This is a genomic window from Microcoleus vaginatus FACHB-2002 (genome assembly GCF_040004035.1).
Lineage (GTDB): Bacteria > Cyanobacteriota > Cyanobacteriia > Cyanobacteriales > Microcoleaceae > Microcoleus > Microcoleus vaginatus_C.
In genome coordinates, this window is record NZ_JAMPLN010000012.1 from 38,583 (window position 1) to 63,374 (window position 24,792).

The following is a 24,792-nucleotide window of genomic DNA, read 5'->3' on the forward strand; positions in this document are numbered from 1 at the left end:
CCTCATTACGAACCTTTAAAGCAATCCGAAATTCGCAGCGCTAATACTGCTAGCAGAAACACCATTGAGAGAAGCTAAAATCTCCCCTGTTTGTGCAAACCGGATTAATGTTGAACCGCTATCTTGAGCAATCGCCAATTGCGAGAAACTCAACCCGTTACCCAATACTAATAAGTCTTTACCGACTTCAAAATCAGTAATTGTATCAGTACCGGAATTTGTAGAGAGTAGGAACTTATCTACTCCCATTCCTCCTACCAAAGTATCAATTCCCAAACCGCCATTGAGTAAATCATCTCCCTTACCTCCGTAAAGAATATCATTACCATCATCGCCATTCAAAATGTCAGCACCACGGTTGCCAAATAAGACATCATCACCGCTACTTCCCAGGATTGTATCGCTACCTTTGCCTCCGAAAATAGTGTCATTCCCCAGAACTCCATCGAGGGAATCATTGCCCCTCATCCCCATCAAGACATTATTCCCGCTGTCGCCCGTCAGGATATCGTCGCCATTGGTACCGAGAATTGCATTCGGGGAATTGCTACCCAAATCAGCATCGCCGCTGACAACAGGAGTTGCAATCCCAACAGGCAATATTACAGCTTCAATTCTGCTATCTAAAGCAGTACCAGTATTGTCAGCAACTAGCTGGGAAATAGGTTTATTTCCGGTACCAACTTCTTTGAAGTCTTGAGTAGTTGGGCCCAAGGCTACTTGTTGGAGGCGGGCAAGTGATTCAGGAATTGATGTTGCTGTTGGGTTGGAGACAGCCGCATCAATGCGCTGATTGGCTGTTGCCATTACTGTCGCTGCTTGCGATGTAATTTGGCTGACTTGTTGAGAGTTGAAACTGGGGTCTATTTGCTGGATTTTAGCGGCTGCTTGCTGAATGATTGGTTCTAAGGCTGCTGCATTACTCAGGTTTAAGACTGTACCTGATTGAATTTGATTGGTAATTGAACTGACAACAGCTTTGACAATATCGTGACTAGCTGCACTGGATGCACCGTCAATCAAAGCGCTGGCTTGGGTGATGAAGTTTTGGACTTTCACCATTTCTGCTAAGACTTGGACGCCGCCCGGTACGTTGTTGTTGGTAGCTTCTATTGGATCGAAGCTAGTTAGGTCAACATCAGCGGGGAGAGAAAGGGCTGCTTTGACTAAAGATTGGGCTTCTTCTAGTGCAATTCCTTTGTCGCTTAAGTCGGCGACTAAGGTGGTTAGGAGGGTGACTACACTAGAATCTGGTGGTGCGGTGACTGGTGTTTCTAGGGGTAATCCGGTGGCGGTGTCAATGCCTCCTATGGCTACTAGATTGCCTTCTGATGGGTCGATTTCTCCGTTTTTATTGGTGTCGAATGTCTCGAAGGGGATGTTGAGATTGAATTTACCGTTGCTATCGGTGGTGGTGGATGGTTCGTTGGTGTCGAGGATGCCGTTTTTGTTGGCATCGAGGAAGAGAGTTGCACCGGAGATATAACCGTCAATCACTACGCCGGTGCTGCTAAATTGCAGGTTAAAGTCGTCGCTGACACTGGCACCGGCATTGTCCGTTGCTGTCACCTTAATTGGGAAATTGATGTTTGAGAAGGCTTTTCCCGCATCGAAATTCACGCTAAAGGTCCGCGTATTCGGGTCGAACTTAAGCCAATCGGGTGGAATGATGGTGCCGGTATTGGGGTCGAGGGTCAGCCCGAGGGAGAGCAAGTACGGGTTTGGAGTTATGGAGTACGAGTAAGTGAGGCTGTCACCTGGATCATAATCAGTAAACGTGTCGGGAGCAAGAGTCAAATTGAAGTCGCTGCGGTAAATGCCAAAACCTTGATTCCTGATGGAATTAGTCACCACCGGCGCGCGGTTGTTGAGTGTAGATTCAGCATCGATAATTTTCAGACTGGCAGTGTTTTGGGTGCCAATAATGGAATTATCCCGATTGGTGATCCGAAACGCAATTTCTTCTGTTCCCTCAAATTGAGCATCCGGAACAACGTTAATTGTGAAAGTTTTGGTATTTTCGCCTGGGTTAAAGGTGAGTTCAGGAGAGAAATTGGGCGGAACGTTCCAATCTGTTCCGAAAGTCGCTGAACCAGTAGGAGGTTCTAGGTACACCCTGGAAAAGTTGTTTAGATTCCCAGTGCGAGTGAGGGTAATTTGTTTCTGAACGATTCCTGTGCGACTTTCATTGACTTGGTAAGTAGCTGGGGAGAAATTAATTGTAGGAGGCCCCTCAGCATCGAAAATTTGCAAGGTAGCAGTATTTTGGAGGCCAATAATCGCATTATCCCGATTAGTAATCTGAAACGCAATTTCTTCTGTTCCTTCAAATTGACCATCCGGAAAAATGTCAATTGTGAAAGTTTTGCTATTTTCGCCTGGGTTAAAGGTGAGTTCAGGAGAGAAATTGGGCGGAACGTTCCAATCTGTTCCGTAAGTCGCTGAACCAGTAGGAAGTTCTAGGTACACCCTGGAAAAGGTGTTTAGATTCCCAGTGCGAGTGAGGGTAATTTGTTTCTGAACGATTCCTGTGGGACTTTCATTGACTTGGTAAGTAGCTTGGGAAAAATTAATTGTAGGAGGCCCCTGAGCATCCAAAATTTGCAAAGTGGCAGTGTTTTGGGTGCCGATATTGAAATTAACCCCCCCATTGGCGATCCGAAACGCAATTTCTTCTGTTCCCTCAAATTGACCATCGGGAAAAATGTCAATTGTGAAAGTTTTGCTATTTTCGCCTGGGTTAAAGGTGAGTTGAGGAGAGAAATTGGGCGGAACGTTCCAATCTATTCCCAAAGTCGCTGAACCAGTAGGAGGTTCTAGCCACACCGTGGAAAAGTTGCTTAGATCCCCAGTGCGAGTGAGGGTAATTTGTTTCTGAACGATTCCTGTCGGACTTTCATTAACTTGGTAAGTAGCTGGGGAAAAATTTACCGTGGGAATACTAAGAATCTGATTGTTAGGTTCCGTTATTCCCAAAGGAGTTTCATTAGATTTCGGTAATCCGATCGGGAATATGTTTGGGTTGCCTGTTCCTGTAGTGACTGGCGTTGGCGTCGGAGTGCCAGTTGTCGGCGTCGGCGTTGGCGTCGGAGTGCCAGTTGTCGGCGTCGGCGTTGGCGTCGGAGTGCCAGTTGTCGGCGTTGGCGTCGGAGTGCCAGTTGTCGGCGTCGGCGTTGGCGTCGGAGTGCCAGTTGTCGGCGTTGGCGTCGGAGTACCAGTTGTCGGTGTTGGAGTCGGAGTACCAGTTGTCGGCGTTGGTGTCGGAGTACCAGTTGTCGGTGTCGGCGTTGGTGTCGGAGTACCAGTTGTCGGTGTTGGAGTCGGAGTACCAGTTGTCGGCGTCGGCGTTGGTGTCGGAGTACCAGTTGTCGGTGTCGGCGTTGGTGTCGGAGTACCAGTTGTCGGCGTCGGCGTCGGCGTCGGAGTACCAGTTGTCGGCGTTGGCGTCGGTTTCGGAGTACCAGTTGTCGGCGTCGGTGTTGGTGTCGGCGTCGGTGGTGGCGTTGGTGTTGGCGCTACATCGTTATCCGTAATCGCCACTGTCACCCCTGGAACCACAACTAGATTATACTTAGCATCACCCCCACTCACACTGTGAGTGATAGTACCGCTGTGCGCTCCTTCGACAACCGTATCCTCAACAGCTTTCACCGTAACGGTTTGAACACTATCCCAATTAAGGGTAGTGAAAGTGATAGGCGCGATCGCCTGAATCTGCTCACCTGTTGTGAGAGTAATAGTAACAGGGGCGATCGGCTGTGACATTAACTTGATGCCATAACTGCCATCCGCGCCGCCTTCTGCAGCAGTTGTGCTCGTAGGTGTAATGCTGACACCTGCTGTGTCGTTGTCGGTAATCGCTACATTGACATCCTGAATTGTTGTGCCGCTATACTTAGTGTCGGTACTGGTAACAGTGTGAGCGATCGTGCCGCTGTGCGATCCTTCGGCTTTACTATCGTTGGTAGCGGTAACTGTGACTGTTTTGGCAACATTCCAATTCGTGCTGTCAAAGATAACAGGCGCGATCGCATTTATTTCACTTGGGGCATTAAAGTTAATGGTAACAGGAGCGATCGGCTGTGACGTTAACTCGATCGCATAATTGCCCGTCGCGCCGCCTTCTGTAGCAGTTGTTGCTGTGGGAGTAATAGAAATACCAGCGGTATCATCGTCCTTATTGGTAATGCTAACATCCGCTACATCTTTGTTGCTGTAATTCGCATCTGTACTAACAGTAGCCGCCGTGACAATTTTGTAATCAATATCGCCGTCAGCAATGCTATCCTCAACCCCTGTTACTGTTACTGGTTGCGCTATATTCCAGTTAACCGGAGTGAAAGTTAAACTATTAGTTGATACTGTTCCTTCTGCAACATTGTCACTGTTTAAACCGATAGTCACATCAGCAGTTGGCTGAGTATTCAGAACCACAGTAAAGTTAGCCTTGGTGCCATCTTCACCAGTAGTTAATCCCGCCGTCGGATTCACCGTAATTCCCGGAGTTTCATTGTCACTGTTGGTGACGGTGACATCTTCAGGATCGAGGTTATTGTAATTAACATCGGTACTCACACCAGCAGCGGTGACAATTTTGTAAGGTATAGGGCCATCAGCTACTAAATCGTCAACACCACTCACCGTGATTGGTTGCGGTTGATCGTAGTTAGCAGTAGTGAAAGTTAAGCTATTAGTTGAAACTGTTCCTTCTGCAAGATTGTCACTCCTCAAAGCGATGGTAACGTCAGCAGTGGGTTGAGAATTGAGTTTGACTGTGAAGGTAGCAGTGCCACCGACTTCAGTTGTAGTTAATGCTGTTGGGTTAATAGTAAAGCCAGCTTTGTCATCATTAGTAATAGTTGTGGTAGCGGTAGCAGTGGTAATGGTCGGGGTTACGCCCGGGTTGGTGGGATTGGAAAGGGTGACGGCTATGGTTTCGTCGGGTTCAACTAGGGTGTCGCCTAATACATCGAGAGTAATGGTTTTGGATGTTTCATCGGCGGCAAAATTAATTGTGCCAGTAGCAGTAGTTGCCCCTGAAGTGCCACCGATGTTGTTGTAATCGCTGACGTTTGTAGCTGTTCCTCCAATGGTATAATTGACGCTACTTGCCCCGCCTGTGTCGCCGCTGCGAGTCGCGGTGAAAGTCAGAGGTTTTGTGTCGGTATTGCCTTCGGCAATGCTGGCACTACCGGCGGCAATGGCATAAGAAACTGTACCGTTTGCTGCAATAGTTAATGTTGTTTGAGGCGTTGTACCGGCAATGCCTCCGGTGATTGTGCCAAAGTTGAGGATTGCGGTTTCATCGTTCTCAGGGAGATTGTCAGGTTTGATAGTAAATGCAACATTCTGGGTAAGTGCGTCACCTGTTGCACCTGCGGGGAATGTAATCGAGGTAGGCGAAAAGGCGTAGTCGGAATTTTCGGTGGCTGTGCTGCTGAGGTCGATGACAATTGGTACAACTACATCACTGAAGGGTGTGCCACCGCTGAGGGTGACGGGAATATTAACTACTGTGTCTGTTGTTCCTTCTGTACCGCTGTAAGTTGCAGCCCCGAAATTAACTGTATTGGGTGTATTTAGCAGAATTGAGGTGTTTTGAGAGCCAAAGTTCGCCGTAGCTAAATCGGATAAGCCATCTTTGTTAAAATCGCCTACAACAATACCTTGGGGATTGGTTCCCACAAGAAAATTAGTGGCAGTCCCAAAGCTGCCATTGCCACTTCCAAACAAGACGGAGACATTGCCCGATTCATTGTTGGCTGTGGCTAAATCGACTTTTCCATCGGCATTGAAGTCACCACTAGCAATAGCAAGGGGTTGTGTTCCAACGCCAAAGTTGGTAGCGGCACTAAAGTTTCCCGTGCCATCTCCTAACAGTATTGATACGTTGTTTGAGCCTTCATTGCTGGTTGCTAAGTCAGGATTATTGTCCCCATTAAAGTCTCCTAAAGCAATGTAATTAGGGTTATTTCCAACGGGAAAGTTAGTGGCGAGGGCGAAAGTGCCATCAGCATTCTGCAACACGATGGATACGCTGCTAGAACCCGAGTTCGCTGTCGCAAAGTCAGACTTGCCATCCTTGTTAAAGTCGCCGACAAGCACAAAAGAAGGAGTTGACCCCACGCTCAAATTAGTAACTGCGCCAAAAGTACCATTACCATTACCGGGCAAGATGGAGACGTTGTTAGAGGTTTGATTGGCTGTAGCTAAGTCAGAATTGCCGTCCCCGTTGAAGTCTCCCACAGCGACGGTATACGGACTTGACCCCACACCAAAGTAGGTGGCTGCACCAAAAGTGCCATCGCCATTTCCTAACAGGAGAGAAACGTTGTTAGTCAAATTATTGGCCGTAACTAAGTCAGAATTGCCGTCTTTGTTAAAGTCGGCTACAGCGACAGACCAGGTATAGAGATCGCTTGGCGGGCTGGTGTTAAGATTAGTGGCAGCGCCAAATTTGCCAGTGCCATCTCCCAGTGCGATCGAGACGTTGCGATTAACTCCAGTGCTGGCAAAGGCTAGGTCCAGATTGCCGTCTTTGTTAAAATCGCCACTGGCAACTTTACGGAGACTGTAGGTTATGGGAAAATTCGTTGCCGGATCAAAAGTAGGCAGAACATACTCGTAACCTGCTAATACTTCGGCTTCAAATACCAGCGGCGTTTCTATTTCCCCAGTTCGGACTTCCAGTTCCCAGTCGCCGCCTTTTGCTACACTTCCGGTGAGGTTTTCCGAAGCTGCAACACTAGCGCCGGTTAACTCACTCAAGCGTTTGACAAATGCTTTTCCTGTCTCGCCTGCTGCTACGGAACACCCGTACAGCAGGATATTAGGTCGATTTTTGCTCCTTGAGTCGGTTTGTGGCGAAAACCATTGCTGTAGAGAATCCCGATCGCACTCTATATCATCTAAACTCAAGCTACCGTCGCCGACTTGCAAGCTGCCGGGAGCACCGTGAGAAACGATGTGAATGCTGTCAATATTAGTACGAAGAGCTAATATTTGAGTAATTTGGTCGATCGCATCCCGGTTCCCATCCAAAACGACTACTTCCGTACCCGGTTTTACCCCGGCAATCAAACCTTGATAATTTTCTACTTTCGTATCTATAAAGGCGATCGCACTTGGTGAAACTTGATTATTTAAATTTGGCATACTGCACCTACTAATAGCTAAAAAAAGACAACGATTCCCCTGTTTCGCGACTTGCGTCCGAAACACTTTCTGAAGGTTGTAGTAACAATAACTGTTTTTTCTAAAAATCTATATAAAGTTTTCTTTATAAACACTTTTGTAATTAAAGTTTTGATAAAGATGGGAAAATTTATTAAGTAATATTAGGGATGAGCCAGCGCGAGGAGGATGACATAACACAAAGACACTTCAATAGCAAGTGTCATTATACTGAAATATTAAGATCGGGATTTTTGATACATATCTGCGATCCGGTTGGGCCGTTCGTTTCAACCCCTGGCGGACTTTCGGGCAAGGGTGGGGGCGGGTTTACGAGATAATTGGTTTTAGGCAATTATTTTTGGTAAAACCCGCCCCTAAAACTTATTCGTTACCATCTTTACGGGCGATTCCCTACGGGATAGCTTCGCTTCACGTACTTACTTCAAACTCCGATAGAATAAGTGCTTGAACCCACATATTTCTTAAATCAATCCGAAATTCGCAGCGCTAATACTGCTAGCAGAAACACCACCCAGAGAAGCTAAAATCTCCCCAGTTTGTGCAAACCGGATTAAAATTGCACCCCTATCTTCGGCAATTGCCAATTGCGAGAAAGTCAGCCCGTTACCCAATACTAACAAGTCTTGACCGACTTCAAAGTCATCGATTGTATCAATACCGGAATTGGTAGATAATAAGAAGCGATCGCTCCCTACATCCCCTACTAAGGTATCATCCCCCAAATCGCCACTGAGGAAATCGTTACCCTGACCTCCTAGCAGAATATCATTGCCTTGACCGCCGTAGAGGGTATCCTCGCCCTTTTCACCAATTAGCATATCTTCACCTCGATTGCCAGAAAGGAAGTCATTGCCGGCGCCACCAGTCAAAGTATCAAAACCCTTTCCGCCGTAGAGAGTATCGTCACCAATTCCACCATCTGTTAAGTCGTTCCCCTGATTGCCATTCATCCAATCATTGCCATCAAGACTAAACAGCAAGTCATTTCCTTTTCTACCGCGCACTATATCATCGCTAGCGCTGCCCATAATGGTATCGTCGCCATCTGTGCTTTCGGTAGTATTTTCCCCATCTTTAACGAATTCAATACCGCTTTCTGGGAATGGTTCATCGGGTGTAGATGGCGTACTGGAGTCATCAGTATCTAAAGTATTACGGACTGTTGGATTGTTAGCTGTAGCCGACTGAATTTGGGTATTTAGAGATGCACCAGTATTTTCGGAAATCGCCGACTGAATCGTTTTATTTCCGGCTGCGACTTGCAGTAAATCTTGGGCTACTTCTCCTTGTGCGACTTTTTGTATGCGGGCGATTTCTGTCGCGGCATCTGAGGGCGAGGAATTGCTGGATGCCAGGGCCTTTATTCGCTGATTTCCCTCGGCAATAATTTTGGCGGCATCCGAAGCAATACTAGATACTTGCGGTACTTGCAGTTGACTCGTCGCCGACTGAATAATCGCTTGCACTTGGGTGGAATTACTTAAATCTAGAGAACCAGATTTAAGTTGATTAGCAATGGCGGAAATCACGCTAGAGGCAATCTCATTTTTAGCGGTAGTTGAAGCACCGCTAATTAAATCTGTGACTAAAACAATGGTATTTTGTACCTGAGCGTGGACTGCATAAACCGCCAAACCGTTCGGATCGTTTTGAGTAATTCCCTGTAACGGGTCGTAGCTAGTCAAGTCAATTCCTGACGACACTCCCAGTGCAGATTTTACCTGAATTTGCGCCTGATTAGGGTCAGTACCTTGCTCGATTAACTCGGTCCATAGGGTAGTTAATGGAGTGACGACAGTAGCATCTGGTGTGGCAAATAGGGGCGTTTGCTGCGGCAAATAAGTAGAGGTGTTGATGCCGTCTATGAGTACAATTTTGCCTTCATCCGGTTCGAGGTCGCCACTATTATTTTTGTCGAATTGGTCAAGAGAGACATCTAAGTCAAAGCTGCCATCTGCATTAGTAATTGAGAACGGTTCATTGTCATCTTTGACTCCATTAAAGTTGGCATCGAAGAAAACAGTCGCCCCAGCCATGTAACCGTTAATTGCTCTGCCCCTAGTGCTAGAACTCGGCCCCAAACTAAAGCTAGCTAACTCAAATGTGGCAAAGTTATTATCGTAGACTGTTTTGTAATCAAATCCACAAGGATAAGGTATCTTGATTTCAGGGGTGATCTTTTTGCGACCCCAGGGCGTCCAAACTTTTACTGCTGGAATGGTTTTCTCACAGAATTTGACTGAAATTACCTTAGCTTCAGCGCCCAAGAAAGCATTAACTTGTCCTGTTACATCAAACAGTACCGAGGGTTGACTGATGCGGGAAGTGATTTCTGATACTCGGATTTTGCCGTCACCGCCTTGTTTGGGCTGGAATTCTCCAATATCTATCAAATCGATGCCGACTTTTCCTTGAATTCCACCTTTGACATAACCCTCGACAATTTTCGCATCTATCCCCGCACCCACCGCAATACTAGCGTCAAGACTGAGTTCGTCAACATCTGGCCCTGTACCGTCAGCATTTTCGCGATCGCTCACATAAAATCCATTCAAAACTTGGTCAGCAGAACCCGCAGCAAAATTCGAGTTTTTCCACTGGTCTAATCCGTAGGTATCGTACCCAAATCCTAGATGAGCTGAAGCACTAAAATTCCCTTCCAGTAAACCCTCGAGCGGCCCCCAAATTGGAAATTTTTGATCGATATTAAAGTCAAATCCCAGTTGGGGCATCTGATAGCTGAATACCGGAACATCCGGTTTACCTATCAGTAATTGAATCGCGGTTTCCGGTTGAGTCAAGAGTGGCAAATCAAAGCCATCAATATCTTGTAAAGCATTTAAGAAATCCTTGACAGTGGCGCTTGTTTGGGAGTTGATTTGTTCGTTGGGGGTTTGCTGTATAGCAGTCTTTGGAACTGGGGAAGCATTCTGAAGATTAGCACTTTGATCGGAAACATCTATATTCTCCAGAGTGTAGGAACCAAAGTCGATTTTATCGGGAGAGTTTGCTATCTGGTTTGCCAAATCAACAACTTTATCAACCTTGGCAACCGCATCTAAAAAGCGAGTATCGATATCGCGACCAGATATTTTTGCTGCCAGTTCTAGTACGCTGACTATGCCATCCCCATTTTTATCAAATTCCCCCGCTAGACCTAGTGTAGACAGTAACTTGGTGTCGGCATTGAGGAAGTTGATAACTGGTCGAAATGGTTTAATGACATCAGAAATTTTCCCGATAATTGGTTTGGCAAAATTATTGACAAATGTCCCCAAATCGAGTTGCATATTGTTAAATGCAACTGCGGGCTTTTGCGGCCCGGTTAATTGACCGTTAGCGTAATTTAGGATCGGCCAATCAACTGCTAACTCGAAGTTATAGGAGGGGAATGCAGCATTGCCGTTGATGCTGGTATTTGCGGTGAGACCGAGATTAGCATTGGTCGTTAAGTTGGCATTGAATAAGTCTTTAAACTGATAGTTGCCTTGCAGTTCTGGCAAGGTGAGGCGAGCTCCATCATTCGGGCCGCCCAGATTGTCTAAGTCATTGAGCTTAACTTCAAGGTTGGCATCGACTTTAGTAGGGTTGTTGGTATCGTTGGCCAAGTCAACTTGGAAAAAACCTAAGTTGCCTTTAGCCTTGAATTGGTCATCTAGGTTCAAGTCAAGGTTGGCGGTTAACTTGGTTTTGTCAGTATCTATGTAGCAGGCGAAATCTTTACTAACACCAACTCCTAGGGACAAGTTGTAGTTGTATTTTGATTTCGCTTTTCCATCTACATCTAAGCTTAAGGCTGGTACTCCTAAATTTTGCGAGAGATTGAGATCTGGAAATTGATATTGCTTGCCAAGAGTAATTAGCAAGGTACTTTCATCAGCGCTAGAATTCTCAGTTAGAGCAACATTGAAGTCAGATCCCAGTGCAGTGCGAAGGCTAGTTTCTAACTGGCTTAGAGTTTGATTTCCCTGATTTTTAATCGTATCGACTAACTTAGTCTTGATATTGCCAATAAAATCTGGGGAAATGTCCTTGAGGGGGCCGACAATGGGTAGGTTAATTGTTTGTAATTGGTCGTCAAGAATTTTCTCAAGTTTATCCAATCCAGCTTCTACGCCGCACCAATTCTTCTGTGTGTCGATGGTACCAACAGGTGTGGGAGTCTCAGTTGTCGGCGTTGGTGTGGGAGTGACTGGTGTCGGCGTTGGTGTGGGAGTCTCAGTTGTCGGCGTTGGTGTGGGAGTCTCAGTTGTCGGCGTTGGTGTGGGAGTCTCAGTTGTCGGCGTTGGTGTGGGAGTCTCAGTTGTCGGCGTTGGTGTGGGAGTCTCAGTTGTCGGCGTTGGTGTGGGAGTCTCAGTTGTCGGCGTTGGTGTGGGAGTCTCAGTTGTCGGCGTTGGTGTGGGAGTCTCAGTTGTCGGCGTTGGTGTGGGAGTGACTGGTGTCGGCGTTGGTGTGGGAGTGACTGGTGTCGGCGTTGGTGTGGGAGTGACTGGTGTCGGCGTTGGTGTGGGAGTCTCAGTTGTCGGCGTTGGTGTGGGAGTCTCAGTTGTCGGCGTTGGTGTTGGTGTACCAGTTGTCGGCGTTGGTGTGGGAGTCTCAGTTGTCGGCGTTGGTGTGGGAGTGACTGGTGTCGGCGTTGGTGTGGGAGTCTCAGTTGTCGGCGTTGGTGTGGGAGTGACTGGTGTCGGCGTTGGTGTGGGAGTGACTGGTGTTGGCGTTGGCGTCGGTGTCGGTGGCGCTACATCATCATTAGTAATAGTTGTGGTGGCGGTAGCAATGGTAATTGTCGGTGTAGAATCTAATACCGAGGGATTTGACAGCGTAACCTCAAGGGTTTCATTGGTTTCGATCGCCGCATCGCCTAAAACATCAAGAGTAATGGTTTTCGATGTCTCGCCCGCTGCAAAATTAATCGTACCAGTCGCAGCAGTTGCACCGGATGTGCCGCCGATGTTGTTGTAGTCGCTACTGTCAGCAGTACCCGCGATCGCATAATCTACTGTGCTCGCCAACTCAGTGCAACCGCTGCGAGTAACAGTAAAAGTGGCAGCAGTTGTGCCGGCATTGCCTTCTGTAACGGTTGCAACGCCAGCACTAATGGCGTAGTCGATCGGATTAAGCAGAATTGTCACCTTGCTAGCACCCGATCCGATGCGATCGCCTGGCCCTGAAATCACCCTGTTAAATCCGGCGTAAATCTCGGAATTGACTGGCCCCGTAGCATCAGGTTGACCGTTGAGGGCGTAAAGATATGGCGAATTCAAGCTATTTTTTAGCCCGTTTTTGTTATCCCACCCAAGTTGTTCGTTACTGACTTCAAACTCGACACGGGAACCATTACTAACAAAGTTAGGCACATTTCCTTGGGTAAGTTCTCCGCCAGGAGGTGTATTGTAGTCATTGCCGAAAACGCTCATATTGCCGTTAACAATGTTCATCTCGGCATCGCGGCTTTGAGTGGTTGCATCCCCTCCATAGCCGTCGTTTGACCCAGAGTCGCCGAGATTTACCGTCCAGCCTGATGGGGTTTGGTCGTATTCAACGATAAATTTCGCTTTTTTGATGTTGCCATCAAAATTGATTTTGGCTACCGCTTCAAACCAACTATCTGCGTTTGAGTCGGTAGGGGTATTTACTAGAGAAATAAACGGGTTTGGTTGACCAGTAATTGTGCCTGTTTTGAGGTCGATTTGGTACGGACTCAGACTTGAAGGTTGACCGTTAGCAGCAATAGTTAGTGTGGTTTGAGCGATTGTACCGGCAACTCCACCTGTAATTGTGTCAAAGTTGAGGATTGTGGTTTCATCGTTCTCAGGGAGATTATCAGGTTTGATAGTAACTGCAACATTCTGGGTGAGTTCCGCACCTGTTGCACCTGCGGGGAATGTAATCGAGGGAGGGGAAATGGTGTAGTCTGAATTCTCGGTGGCTGTGCTGCTGGGGTCGATGACAATTGGTACAACTACATCGCTCAAAGGAGTGCGACCGCTGATGGTGACGGGAATATTAACTACTGTGTCTGTTGCTCCTTCTGTACCGCTGTAAGTAGTCGCACCTAAATTAACTGTATTGGGTGTATTTAGCAGAATTGAAACATCTTTAGAGGTAAAGTTCGGCGTCGCTAAATCCAACTGGCCGTCAGCATTAAAATCTGCCGCAGCGATCGAACGGGGAATAGTTCCTACACTAAAATTGACAGCAGTACCAAAATTACCAGTACCATCCCCCAACAAGACTGAGACATTGTTATCTCCGCCGTTAGACGCGGCTAAATCGAGTTTCCCGTCGCCATTAAAGTCGCCCGTAATTACAGATTCGGGAGATGAGCCGACACTAAAATTGGTAGTAGTACCAAAATTACCCGTACCATCCCCCAACAAGACTGAAACGTTGTTAGAACCAGTGTTCGATACGGCGAGATCGAGTTTGCTGTCGCCATTAAAGTCGCCTGTAACGACAAAGTGATTCCCCGTCCCCGCACTAAAGTTAACGGGGGCGCTAAAGTTCCCCGTACCATCTCCTAACAAAACTGAGATATTGTTAGTTGCGGTATTATTCGACGTGACTAAATCGAGTTGGTCATCGCCATTAAAATCGGCTGTGGCAATAGAAAGAGAGGGTCCTGCATTAATGCTAACGGGAGTGCTAAAGCTACCGGTACCGTCTCCCAAAAGAATTGAAAGGTTGTTACCACTCAAAGGGGCTGTGGCTAAATCTAACCTGTCATCTCCATTAAAGTCGCCCGCAGCTATCGATCTAGGATTTATCCCTTGACCAAAGTTGGTAGGATTGCCAAAAGTGCCAGTACCTGTCCCCAGCCGGATGGAAACGAAATCGCCGTTAGCGCCACTGAGAGGATTGGCGACAGCTAAATCGAGGTTGCCGTCTCCATTAAAGTCGCGCACTACACTGAAAAAGGGATTCTCGTTGCCGGGGTTAAATAAGTTAGTAGCAGTACCAAAGCTACCCGTACCTGTCCCCAACAATATGGAAATATCTCTGGAGTTGAGATTTACCACGGCTAAGTCGGGGAAACCGTCGCCGTTAAAGTCGCCCGTACCAATTGAAAGAGGAGTTGCCGTCGGCGAAAAGCCCGCACTAAAGTTAGTAGCCGTACTGAAGCTGGAGAGAACGTGGTTGTAAGCTGCCAGCACTTCTGGTCGAAATGCTAAAGGTGTGGCAATTTTCTCTGCTGTTACTTCTAGGAACCAGTCACCGCCTTTTGCTGCACTTCCGGTAAGGTTTTGCGAAGCAGCAACCGAGGCGCCGGTTAACTCACTCAGGCGTTTTATAAATGCTTTACCTGTCTCGCCTGCTGCTACGTTGCAGCCATACAAAAGAATGTGAGGTCGATAGTTGAGGATTGAGTCGGTTCGTGGCGAAAACCACTGCTGTAGATCATGCCGATCGCACTCTATATCATCTAAACTCAAGCTACCGTCGCCGAGTTGCAAGCTGCCTGAACTGCCATGAGAAACTATGTGAATGCTGTCAATATTGCTGCGAGCGCCTAAAATATCAGTAATTTGGTCGATCGCATCTTTATTCCCATCCAAAATGACTACTTCCGTACCCGGTGTTACTCCGGCAATTAAACTTTGATAATCTTCAACTTGAGTGTCGATAAAGGCGATCGACCTTACTGAAACTGGAATATTTAAATTGGGCATAATCCACCTGACTGGGGTTTCAAAAAAATACAAAAATTCCGCTATTTCGTGACAGGCGTCCGAAACTATCTATCAATTTTTATTTATACAGACACACCCTTTCTCCGTAAAAACCCGGTGAGTCCTGATCTTTTGTCGTAACCCTAACAGTTTTTTTACAGAAAAGCTGTAAATTTTTCTTAAAAAATACCTGGTTAATTAAATTTTTGATAAAAATGTGAAAAATACTTAAGTATTATTACGGTAACGAATGCGAGATTAGTTTACCACAAATATTTGTGAAACGTAAGTGCAATTGTACAGAAATTTAAAACTCAGCAATTTTGATAAATACTTTAGGGTGCGTCAGCAATTAGTCGTGCAGAAAATACGGTCTTCTAACGCACCCTACTAAACTTTTGATTACTTCAAACCCCCATCTATCCCCGCTAAAATCTGCTCGGCTTGCCCGCACAAAGCAGCGTGACAGCAACCGTTACTCGCCAACAATCCCCCCCACTGACTCACATCTCCCCGGTTATATTGCAAAGTAGAACCGTCAAAACGAGTAAATTGACCGCCCGCTTCAGTCAAAATTAATTCTGGCGCCGCTAAATCCCAATCTTTCGGTGCAGACTTTCCCGAAAGCGCAATATAAACATCAGCTTTTTGTTCGACAATTGTCGCAATTTTACAGCCGATACTACCGACAGCTATTTGATTTTGACAAGGTAGTTTTTGTAACAATTGATTAAAGCGCTCGCCCCGGTGACTGCGGCTAGTTACTATAGATAAATCTGCCACTATATTTCGCGCCGAAACCTGCAATCTGACCCCAGAACCGTCCCGATTTTCCATAAAAGCACCCGCATCGCGGATTGCGTAATAAATCTTTTGCTGTTGTGGCCAAGCCACAACTGCCAATACCGGTCTTCCCTCGAATGCTAAAGCAATGTGAACTGCAAATTCACCTGTCCTGTCAATAAAATCTCGCGTTCCATCCAAAGGGTCAATAATCCAAACCCAACTTTGAGGTAAGGGAACTTTACCATAAGTTTCTAAATAAGATTTGTAAGTTTCTTCGCTGAGATAGCCAAATTCTGCATTCCCTAAAGCCGACTGCAATTGGTCGAGAATGTAAGAATTGACAGCGACATCGGCGGCGGTGACGGGGCCATCTTTTTTCTCTTGGATGTCGAGGTTAGGAGTGTTGGAATCCTGGCGATAATAGGATTGTAGGATATCTGATGCACTCCAGGCGATCGATCGGGCAATTTCGCTGATTTCTTCGAGAGTTTTCATGAATTTCTTTTTTGTGAACCGCAGATGAACGCCGATTAACGCAGATTTCTGTAGGGGCGGTACCCCTGTGCCCGCCCCTGGGAAAAATACATTAGCATTTACCAATTAATATGAGGATATTTCCATTCATAATAATTGGGAAACACAAAATTAGTAAACGAAACCGAAATACTAACCTCTAAGGATTTTACATGGTGCCACCAACCGACAGGAATAAAGATAGCTTCTCCCGGTTCCAAAATCACTTCAATAATTTTCGCGTCTCTGTAAAGCGGGTATTTGTCATAATCGGGATTTTCGCCGTCAACCTTGCTGAAAACTCCGACGTGATTGTAAAGCAGAGGTGTTTGTTGCGGAGAAATCAATTTAATTAGTTTGCGACCTGACACTTGAGCTAAAATTAAATTAACTGGGTCATGGTGCAGCGGTGTAATCGTGCCTTTCGGGCCGAACCAAAAGAAAACTCTGCCTTTTGTGTCCGTTGGATTTAGGTATTCTGGGAAAATTTCAATGTCGTCGAATAGGGATTTAAATTCCTCTCTTTCTAGAGTTTTGTTGTTAGCAACCATGTAGTAGTCGTTGCTAGGCCCGCCCTTGACCACCATCTCTACATATTTGCGGAACAAAACAATTTTTTTGTGATTTTCTATCTTAATTTCGTAATTCGGGTCGGAATTGCGGTTAGCTTGAATTTGTACCTCTGCATCGCCATATTTTTGCTGCAAATACTCCGGCGTCCACAACTGCAACGCTTTCCAGTTGTGCATAATATTGGTAATAATTACTGGAGTATTTTTTGCGTAGTAATTTTCGAGAAAATACTCTCTAGAAAGGCTGCCTTTGCGTTCGATTGTGCCAAACTTGGAAGACAATGCAGCTAATTGATTGCTAATCCTAAGATGCGATTCTAATTTCTGCAATAACTGGACGTACTGACTACCTGCTTGAAAGTAGGGATGAGATGATATTTCCCTAACTTCTGCGGTGGCTGTTTCCGCATCTATGCCGGTATTTATTAGCGCTTGAATGATTTCGGCGTCGGGTTGATTTAATAATTTGTTAGCCGCCACCCACTGTTTCATATTGTCGGGGATTTCTTGTTTGCTTGGCGTGAGTAGATTGGGCAAATTTTGTGTCAGCCATTCTAGGTTAACTTGCTGCTGTTCTGTGAGGGTAATCCGCAAAGGGGGAAGGGTGATACTTAGAGGTTGGGTGTCAGGCATGATTCGGGTATGTTGTTTTGGAAGTGTTTTGTGTGACTTTAACTTGTCTTACTAATATAGCAATTTTGTTAACGAACCGCGAAGGCGCAAAGGGCGCGAAGGAAGAGAAGAGAGAAGTTCACAAATTTTGTCGAGGTTGCTGTCAGGATTTTAACTTAACAGGTGTTGCCAGTTCAAGTTTTCTAGCTTTGAGGGGTTTTGACCGGATAGTTTGGTTAGTTTTAATTTAAAATTAACTCTTATTCATCCAGGCGCGGGTTCCGAAGTTTTTGCAGGAATGGGAAGCAATTTTAGCCGCTGCGGTGAGAGTATCTGTAAAGTTATTTTGCAAAATGTAGTGACAGAAAGCGCCGTGAAAGATGTCGCCAGCGCCTAAAGTATCTGTGGCTTGAATTAGAGGTACTTCTATAGTGCCGTAACTGCCATTGCTGAGGTATAAAATTGATTTGTCGCCGCGAGTCATGGCAATATGGGAAATTCGGGCTGCTGACAGGTAAGCAAAGACTTGTTCTGAATTGTCGCAGTCGGGTGGAAGGAAATTCTCGGAACATACCGCCCATTCAACGAAAGGCAATATTTCCTCTAATCCGGGTTTCCAACTGCCACCGTCGAGGACAATGGGAATGTTTTTTGAGTGGGCAAGTTGAGCAATTTCTTGGCTGGCTGCGATTTGATGTCCGTCAACCAGTACAATACTAACTGATGTTAAAATATCATGGTTAATTGTTTGACTGTCAACTTGCGATTTCGTAGCATTGATGGAAATTACCGATCGATCGCCGGTTGCTTCAGTTACAATAATCGAGGAAACTGGCGGCGAGTGCGATCGCCCGGGTTCCAAGTCGATTATCCTGACATTATACTCCGCTAAGTCTGCACGAATTAATTGGGCGATCGCGTGAGTGCCCAAAACGCCAGCCCATATCGCCGCATTCCCCAAATAGCTAAAAGTGACCGCAGCATTGGCCGCCGGCCCGCCCGCAGCAATGGTACAATCAGAAGCAACTACTTTCTGATTTTCACCCGGAGGCTTCTCGGCCAAATAAACTAAATCTAAAGTCGCCAATCCCAAAAACAATCCAGTTTTCATATCTGCGTTAATCCGCGTTCATCTGCGGTTAAAAAATCCCAAACTTAAAATGCAAGCAAATCCCAATACAGGAACACTTTACATCGTAGGAACCCCGATCGGCAACCTGGAAGACATGACCTTTCGCGCCATCCGAATATTGCAAACAGCAGACTTCATCGCCGCCGAAGATACCCGCCATACAGGCAAACTCTTGCACCATTTTCAAATTAAAACTCCCCAAATCAGCTATCACGAACACAACCAACACCAGCGACTTCCCGAACTCATCGACAAACTGCATTTAGGCAAAGATATCGCCCTCGTCACCGATGCTGGAATGCCGGGAATTTCTGACCCCGGATACGAGTTAGTCAAAGCTTGTGCCGATGCTAATATTAACATTATTCCGATACCCGGCCCGACCGCATGCATTGTTGGCATAACTGCATCAGGATTACCCACAGATAGATTTGTATTTGAAGGTTTCTTACCCGTGAAAGGTCAAGAACGCCAACAGAGTTTAGAAGCTTTGCAAATAGAATCCCGCACTATAATATTATACGAATCTCCCCACCGATTGCGGCAAACTTTACAAGATTTAGCAAATACTTTGGGAAGCGACAGACAGATTGTGCTGGCGAGAGAGTTAACTAAAATGCACGAAGAGTTTTGGCGTGGTAGTATGGAAAGTGCGATGGAACTTTACACCAATCGCGAACCCCAGGGAGAATTTACCCTCGTAATTGCCGGTATCCAAACAGCCGCACCAGTATTTTCCGAAGACGCCATTAAAGCAGAATTGCAAACATTAATTGCAGAAGGCGTAACTCGTTCCCAAGCCAGCCGCCAGCTAGCGCAACAAACATCCCTCCCCCGCCGCCAAATCTACCAACTCGCCCTCACAATTGGCGACAATGAATCGCTAAAACAACCCTTAGATGACTTGTGAATATCTCTCTTCTCTTCTCCTCTGCGCCCTCTGCGGCCTCTGCGGTTAAATAAAAAAAGCTAGATACTCACACTAAGAATTATATGGTACGCGGAAACTACGATCGACAAAAACCATATTTACGAAACCCCCACATCAACAAACCAATCGCCGAAATTTATGCAGACTTAGACGCCTTTACCTGGGAGATATTTGAAGACCAACCTCACCGCTTTGATACCGTCAGTTTCTACGTCTTGCTTCCCCCACTGTTTTACGAAGGGCGTTTCATCAAAGGAATTTACTTCAGCGAAGCAGTCGAACTCATCAACAAACTCTTTCCCCAACTTTCCTCAGTATTTTTCTCCTTCACCTATTCCCCCGGAATCTCCTATTCCTGGGCCCCCATAGCTGACGCCTACTCAAGTTTATACAAAAACCCGCAGCGAGATAAGTGGTTTCGCGAAACTTATCCCGATCGCGCCCACAAACCAATCATACCACTGCAAGACACCGACTTCATCAACGAATACTTAATTTCCCCGCGCAACGTCCCCGCCAAAGACATCGACTTGTTAGCCGTCGCCCGAATTTCCGAAGAAAAAAATTTGCCAATCATAGCCAAAGCCTTAAAAGTTTACCGCCAAAAATATCCGCAAAAACCGATTAAATTAACAGTAGTCACCGGCCACGAATTTGATGCTAGCAACCTGAATACTCTCGACGAGTACGCATTAAAAGAATGGCGACAAGTCGAGGCAATTTTAGGCAATCCCTCCGACTACATTAACTTAGTGCCAAGAGTTGACTACTACAGCGAAATCCCCACATATTATTCGCGAGCACAAGCATTCGTCCTCGGTTCCCTCCTCGAAGGAAAAAACCGGGGAATTACCGAAGCCATGAGTTGCAACTTACCAGTAATTTGTTTTGAAGAATTCAACCAATACGCCAGAGGCAACTCGCCAGTTTTCCCCGAAGGTGCGGGTCTTTACGCCAAATTTGATCCAGAATCTCTCGCAGATACTATATATACAGTATTAGAAAATCAAACAGAATTCAAACCGCGCTATCAGTATTTAAAGAATTGCGGCCGCAAGAACTTTTTCAATACTTGTATAGACAGTTTTCCTTATTATCAGCACAACATTCCCGACTACAAACCGGGAGATGTGATTAACAATTTGTGGCTAGATTTAGCAGTTCAACAAAATTATCAAGTTAGTTTGAATAGCTTTTTGTACGGAGGTTCTCCCTTGTCTCATATTCGTGGGACAAATGCGATTCAGCATAATCTCGGCGAGTTAACCAAGTTTCAATGACGGATAATTCGGAATGATTAAACCGCAGAGGGTACAGAGGACACAGAGGAAGAGAAGAGAAAGATGAATAATTCTGATGTCAACGGATTTGAGATTAGTCTTCATAGCGAGGACTTTCGCTAAAAGCCCCGTGGAATTCATTCCCTAGCGACTGGTAGATGGTCGGCTTCCGTTGACACCGATGCCCTATTCCCTATGCCCTATGACAATATCCTCAAAAATCTTACTTGCCAAAACTCTAGCCAAATTCACAGGAACAGCATTGCCAACCATTTTGTATCCATCAGCAATATACTTGTACTTAAAAATAAACTCATCCGGGAAAGTCTGAACTCTCGCGCACTCTCGCACAGAAAGCCGACGGTAAGGCAGAGGCGAATTGGGGTCAAAAATGCGTTTGTCTTTGCCAACCAAAATCATTTTACTAGCTTGAGGATGGAGAGGTGCGTGTCTGCCGCTTGCCTGAATTGTAAACGAAGGTTCTGACCAACTTCTAACTCGATTCCGCGACATATAAATGCTCGAAAACCCCAAATCGGCACATTCGTGATTTGCGACAGAATCGTGATAATTATCTAATTTACCCTTAACTGACATAGGGGCGATCGCCTGCAAATCAAAAATTGCATCTTTCAGCGTCAAAACATTGGTTCCAGGTTCGGGAAACTCAAAACCAAAACCCAGATTCTGCCGATAGCCAACAACAATCACCCTTTGCCTATCTTGCGGAACCCCAAAATTTCTAGCATTCACCAACTTGTACGAAACTCGATATCCGATGTCCTCAAACTGCGATAATATATAAGTGAAAGCATCCTTATTTCTGGGAGCCAAAATACCGCTAACATTCTCAGCTAAAAAAAACAAAGGCTGCTTGTCCCGCACAATTCTGATATACTCCCAGAAAAGTTGACCCCGACAGTCATCAATCCCCCGTTTCGCCCCCGCTTCACTCCAACTTTGACAAGGAGGCCCGCCGATTATCCCAATACATTTGGGAATTTCATCAGATTTGATTTTTCTGATATCTCTGCGATCTAAAATAGTTTCAGGATGATTGAAATTATACGTATCCCAAATAGACTTATCATATTCATTCGCCCAAACCGGATTAAACCCAGCTAAGCGAAAACCCAAATCCAACCCCCCACAACCCGAAAACAGAGAAATAATATCCAAAGCCACCTTTTTTCACCCGCAATAAATACAATAAATCAATTATAAACCTCACTTTTCTTAGATATCTATCTCTTTCTTCTCTCACTCTGCGCCCTCTGCGCCCTCTGCGGTTAATAAAAAAATATAATTCACACACAAACAGAATTTATCATCCTCAATGAATGCAGAATCTCTCCTCCAATCTTACCAACATTTCGGCGTCCATCTTGGCTTAGAAAGAATTCACCAACTTCTCCAAAAACTAGACAACCCCCACCAACAATTACCCATTATCCACATTGCCGGCACCAATGGCAAAGGTTCCGTTTGCGCTTATCTCTCTTCCGTACTCACAGAAGCAGGCTATCGAGTTGGACGCTACACATCCCCGCACTTAATCGATTGGACAGAAAGAATTTGCATCAACCAAAAACCGATTTCCCCAACAGAATTGCAACAGTGTTTAGAACGAGTTGTCGCCGCCACCGAAAATAACACCGAAACTCCCACTCAATTTGAAATAATCACCGCAGCAGCTTGGCTGTATTTCGCCGAACAAAAAACAGACATCGCAGTCATAGAAACTGGATTAGGAGGAAGATTAGACGCGACTAACGTTTGCGAAACACCTCTCGCTAGCGTCATTACTTCTATCAGTCTCGAACACTGGCAAATACTCGGCCCCACCGTCGCAGATATTGCTGGGGAAAAAGCGGGAATTCTCAAAGCAAAATGTCCGGCAGTTATCGGAGAATTGCCAGAATCAGCTAGAATAGTAGTAGAAAAACGCATTCAAGAATTAGACTGTCCGGCAACTTGGGTAAAACCAGCAATAGATTTAGGACAAGGATTCGCAGAATATCAGTTAAATCAAAATGCGGTTAAAATAAAATATCAATTGCCGCTGCTGGGAAAAATTCAACTAATGAATTCAGCAATTGCGATCGCAACTTTGCAAACTCTCCAAAACCAAGGATGGCAAATTTCCCCAACCGCCATCGAAAACGGTATCGCCAAAACCCAATGGCCCGGAAGACTCCAGCAGACAACTTGGAAAAACCGCAATATATTAATTGACGGCGCGCACAACCCCGCCGCAGCCATCGCCCTGCGTGAATATGTCGACCGCCTGAACAATCACCCGTCAGCGATTAACTGGGTAATCGGCATTCTTGCGACTAAAGACTGCGATGATATTTTGAAAGCATTACTCAAAAAGGGCGATCGACTTTACCTAGTACCGGTACCCGATCAAAACTCATCATCCCCCGCAGAATTAGCCGCCCTAGCTCAAATTCTCTGTCCCGAATTAACTCTCTGTCAAGCCTTCCCCGACTTAACAACAGCTTTAGATGCTGCTGTTACAGGCGACAACCCAACAATCCTTTGCGGTTCGCTTTATCTCGTCGGCTATTTTCTGCAACAACAACAATCCCAAGCTTAAACGCATCCTGCCTTAAGAAGAATTGTTCGGGTAAACTGGCAAGAGTTGCTTCATAGACACTGGGTTTCTTGTCGTAATCTGATGTCCGTTAGCAACGAACAGGAGAATAGAATCCGCGTTGTGAATAGGCGGTAATTTCATCATTCGATAATAACTTAAAAGCTTATATATGCTTATATATATGGTGGCACAGATTTCCATTATTTAATAATACGTCAAGTTGCAGAAAAAAACAAGGGGCGAACTCAAAAAAGATTAATGCCTAATGCCCAATGCCCAATGCCCAATTTTTGTTACAATACAAGTGAGTTTAGAAAAATTTAGATGTCGAAGTTTATGAACAGCCTTATATCGGTGCAAACGCTAATTGAATATATAGAAGCTTTGCCAGCCCAAGAGCAAACTTTACTATTTGACGAGCTTTTCAGGCGAAACATAATCAAGCAGCGTCAGGAAAACATCGATACTACAGTCACGGTAGCTGGTGACTCGGCGAGCTGGCAAGCACTAGAAAATTTCCTCCAGAAAGGCAACGAGATACTAAACAGGGCCAAATCTATTTACGCGGTTCGCAAAGCAGACCCGCTTATCATTGGAGAAAGAGAAAAGCCGCGCCAGGAAAACACCAAGCAGACAGTCAAGACAAAAACACTCTTAACAGGTAACGCTACCTGCGACATTCGCGCAGCCGATCGCACTAACTCTGGGGGCGACCTCGACAGCTCAACTGCTCACGTAATCATTAAAAACGAATCAGACAGAACAGTCAGTGCAGCGTTGCTGGGATGGCCCGAATGTAAAGCTTTTGGGGAGACGCGATCGCAAGCACTGCAAAACCTTCACGATTTAGTAAATGCCCAGCTAGCCGAAGCAGAAATCGTCTCTGTCAAACTCACGAATAGTCGATCGAACAATCCTTGGGTGAGGTTAGCTGGTAAGTATGAAAACGATCCGTATTACGATGAGGTATTGGCACACATAGAAGAATCTCGCCGCGAACTCGATGCAGAAACCGAAGCTTATTACAGTCAAATTGACGATGCGGTTGAGACAGAATGAGCCTATACATACTTGATACGGATTGTTTCTCCCTTTGGCAACAGAATCATCCAATGATGGTGCAGCGGGTCGAGGTTAACGCAGAAAACCTTGCTGTAACTATCGTAACCGTAGAGGAAGTAATTCGCGGTTGGTTCAATGTTATCAGCCAGGCTTCGGCACCTTCACAAGCGGACAAATTAGTATGGGGTTACACCAGGTTATGGGATACATTAGATGATTTCAAAAATCTCAACATTCTGAAATTTGACCAGAATGCTTCCACTATTTACACTGCGTTCCATCGTCAAATAAGACGCATCGGCACCAGAGATTTGCGGATTGCTGCTATTGTACTTGCTAATAATGCTATCCTCGTTACGCGCAACCACCGACATTTTTCGCAAGTGCCTGGTTTAGTGCAGGAAGACTGGACAATTCAACCTTAAAAGCAAGAGG

Annotated in this window: 11 protein-coding genes; 5 read left to right on the plus strand and 6 right to left on the minus strand. The window is 45.7% G+C overall.

The genetic code is table 11. The annotated features are described in order from the left end of the window. Window positions 1-15: 15 nt before the first annotated feature. The 5 genes from NDI35_RS12620 to NDI35_RS12640 all read right to left on the minus strand — a co-directional run bounded on the left by NDI35_RS12620 (window position 16) and on the right by NDI35_RS12640 (window position 18,461). Complete coding sequence (locus tag NDI35_RS12620; protein ID WP_445313034.1) at window positions 16-7,155, minus strand: DUF4347 domain-containing protein; 7,140 nt, start codon at window positions 7,153-7,155, stop codon at window positions 16-18. Window positions 7,156-7,658: 503 nt separating this feature from the next. After that, window positions 7,659-14,867: a DUF4347 domain-containing protein gene (locus NDI35_RS12625; RefSeq protein WP_445313035.1), complete on the minus strand. Its 7,209-nt coding sequence runs from the start codon at window positions 14,865-14,867 to the stop codon at window positions 7,659-7,661. Between the two features lie 402 nt (window positions 14,868-15,269). Further along, window positions 15,270-16,148: a 3'(2'),5'-bisphosphate nucleotidase CysQ family protein gene (locus tag NDI35_RS12630; protein WP_445313036.1), complete on the minus strand. Its 879-nt coding sequence runs from the start codon at window positions 16,146-16,148 to the stop codon at window positions 15,270-15,272. Window positions 16,149-16,246: 98 nt separating this feature from the next. Beyond that, a complete protein-coding gene (locus NDI35_RS12635) occupies window positions 16,247-17,371 on the minus strand; it encodes a cupin-like domain-containing protein (RefSeq protein WP_445313037.1) in 1,125 nt (374 codons plus the stop codon). A gap of 232 nt (window positions 17,372-17,603) precedes the next feature. Beyond that, a complete protein-coding gene (locus NDI35_RS12640) occupies window positions 17,604-18,461 on the minus strand; it encodes a PfkB family carbohydrate kinase (RefSeq protein WP_445313038.1) in 858 nt (285 codons plus the stop codon). 49 nt (window positions 18,462-18,510) lie between these two features. Here NDI35_RS12640 and rsmI point away from each other — a divergent pair, with 49 nt between their 5' ends. Together rsmI and NDI35_RS12650 are read left to right on the plus strand one after the other, a co-directional pair. After that, window positions 18,511-19,392, plus strand: coding sequence for a 16S rRNA (cytidine(1402)-2'-O)-methyltransferase (gene rsmI / locus NDI35_RS12645; RefSeq protein ID WP_445313039.1), 882 nt, complete (start codon window positions 18,511-18,513; stop codon window positions 19,390-19,392). Between the two features lie 83 nt (window positions 19,393-19,475). Next, window positions 19,476-20,693, plus strand: a complete 1,218-nt coding sequence (locus NDI35_RS12650; protein ID WP_445313040.1) for a glycosyltransferase — start codon at window positions 19,476-19,478, stop codon at window positions 20,691-20,693. 186 nt (window positions 20,694-20,879) lie between these two features. Here NDI35_RS12650 and NDI35_RS12655 read toward each other — a convergent pair whose 3' ends face one another. After that, window positions 20,880-21,878, minus strand: a complete 999-nt coding sequence (locus NDI35_RS12655) for a DNA cytosine methyltransferase (protein WP_445313041.1) — start codon at window positions 21,876-21,878, stop codon at window positions 20,880-20,882. A 151-nt stretch (window positions 21,879-22,029) separates the two neighbouring features. On the opposite strand from NDI35_RS12655, the gene NDI35_RS12660 reads away from it, so the two are divergent. The 3 genes from NDI35_RS12660 (at window position 22,030) to NDI35_RS12670 (ending at window position 24,782) form a co-directional block, all read left to right on the plus strand. Then, the gene (locus tag NDI35_RS12660; RefSeq protein WP_445313042.1) at window positions 22,030-23,295 is read left to right on the plus strand and encodes a bifunctional folylpolyglutamate synthase/dihydrofolate synthase; all 1,266 of its coding nucleotides are present in this window, start codon (window positions 22,030-22,032) and stop codon (window positions 23,293-23,295) included. A 336-nt stretch (window positions 23,296-23,631) separates the two neighbouring features. Next, the gene (locus NDI35_RS12665) at window positions 23,632-24,354 is read left to right on the plus strand and encodes a hypothetical protein (protein ID WP_445313043.1); all 723 of its coding nucleotides are present in this window, start codon (window positions 23,632-23,634) and stop codon (window positions 24,352-24,354) included. Further along, window positions 24,351-24,782 carry a type II toxin-antitoxin system VapC family toxin gene (locus NDI35_RS12670; RefSeq protein WP_445313044.1) on the plus strand — a complete coding sequence of 144 codons (432 nt, stop codon included), beginning with the start codon at window positions 24,351-24,353 and terminating at the stop codon, window positions 24,780-24,782. The genes NDI35_RS12665 and NDI35_RS12670 overlap by 4 nt, the downstream gene beginning before the upstream one ends. Window positions 24,783-24,792: the final 10 nt, after the last annotated feature.

What these genes read in the sequence shown, in the direction of transcription:
- NDI35_RS12665 (WP_445313043.1), top strand. Translation starts at nt 23,632, where the DNA reads ATGAACAGCCTTATATCGGTGCAAACGCTAATTGAATATATAGAAGCT.
- NDI35_RS12620 (WP_445313034.1), bottom strand. Translation starts at nt 7,155, where the DNA reads ATGCCAAATTTAAATAATCAAGTTTCACCAAGTGCGATCGCCTTTATA.
- NDI35_RS12630 (WP_445313036.1), bottom strand. Translation starts at nt 16,148, where the DNA reads ATGAAAACTCTCGAAGAAATCAGCGAAATTGCCCGATCGATCGCCTGG.
- NDI35_RS12635 (WP_445313037.1), bottom strand. Translation starts at nt 17,371, where the DNA reads ATGCCTGACACCCAACCTCTAAGTATCACCCTTCCCCCTTTGCGGATT.
- NDI35_RS12660 (WP_445313042.1), top strand. Translation starts at nt 22,030, where the DNA reads ATGAATGCAGAATCTCTCCTCCAATCTTACCAACATTTCGGCGTCCAT.
- NDI35_RS12670 (WP_445313044.1), top strand. Translation starts at nt 24,351, where the DNA reads ATGAGCCTATACATACTTGATACGGATTGTTTCTCCCTTTGGCAACAG.
- NDI35_RS12650 (WP_445313040.1), top strand. Translation starts at nt 19,476, where the DNA reads ATGGTACGCGGAAACTACGATCGACAAAAACCATATTTACGAAACCCC.
- rsmI (WP_445313039.1), top strand. Translation starts at nt 18,511, where the DNA reads ATGCAAGCAAATCCCAATACAGGAACACTTTACATCGTAGGAACCCCG.
- NDI35_RS12640 (WP_445313038.1), bottom strand. Translation starts at nt 18,461, where the DNA reads ATGAAAACTGGATTGTTTTTGGGATTGGCGACTTTAGATTTAGTTTAT.
- NDI35_RS12625 (WP_445313035.1), bottom strand. Translation starts at nt 14,867, where the DNA reads ATGCCCAATTTAAATATTCCAGTTTCAGTAAGGTCGATCGCCTTTATC.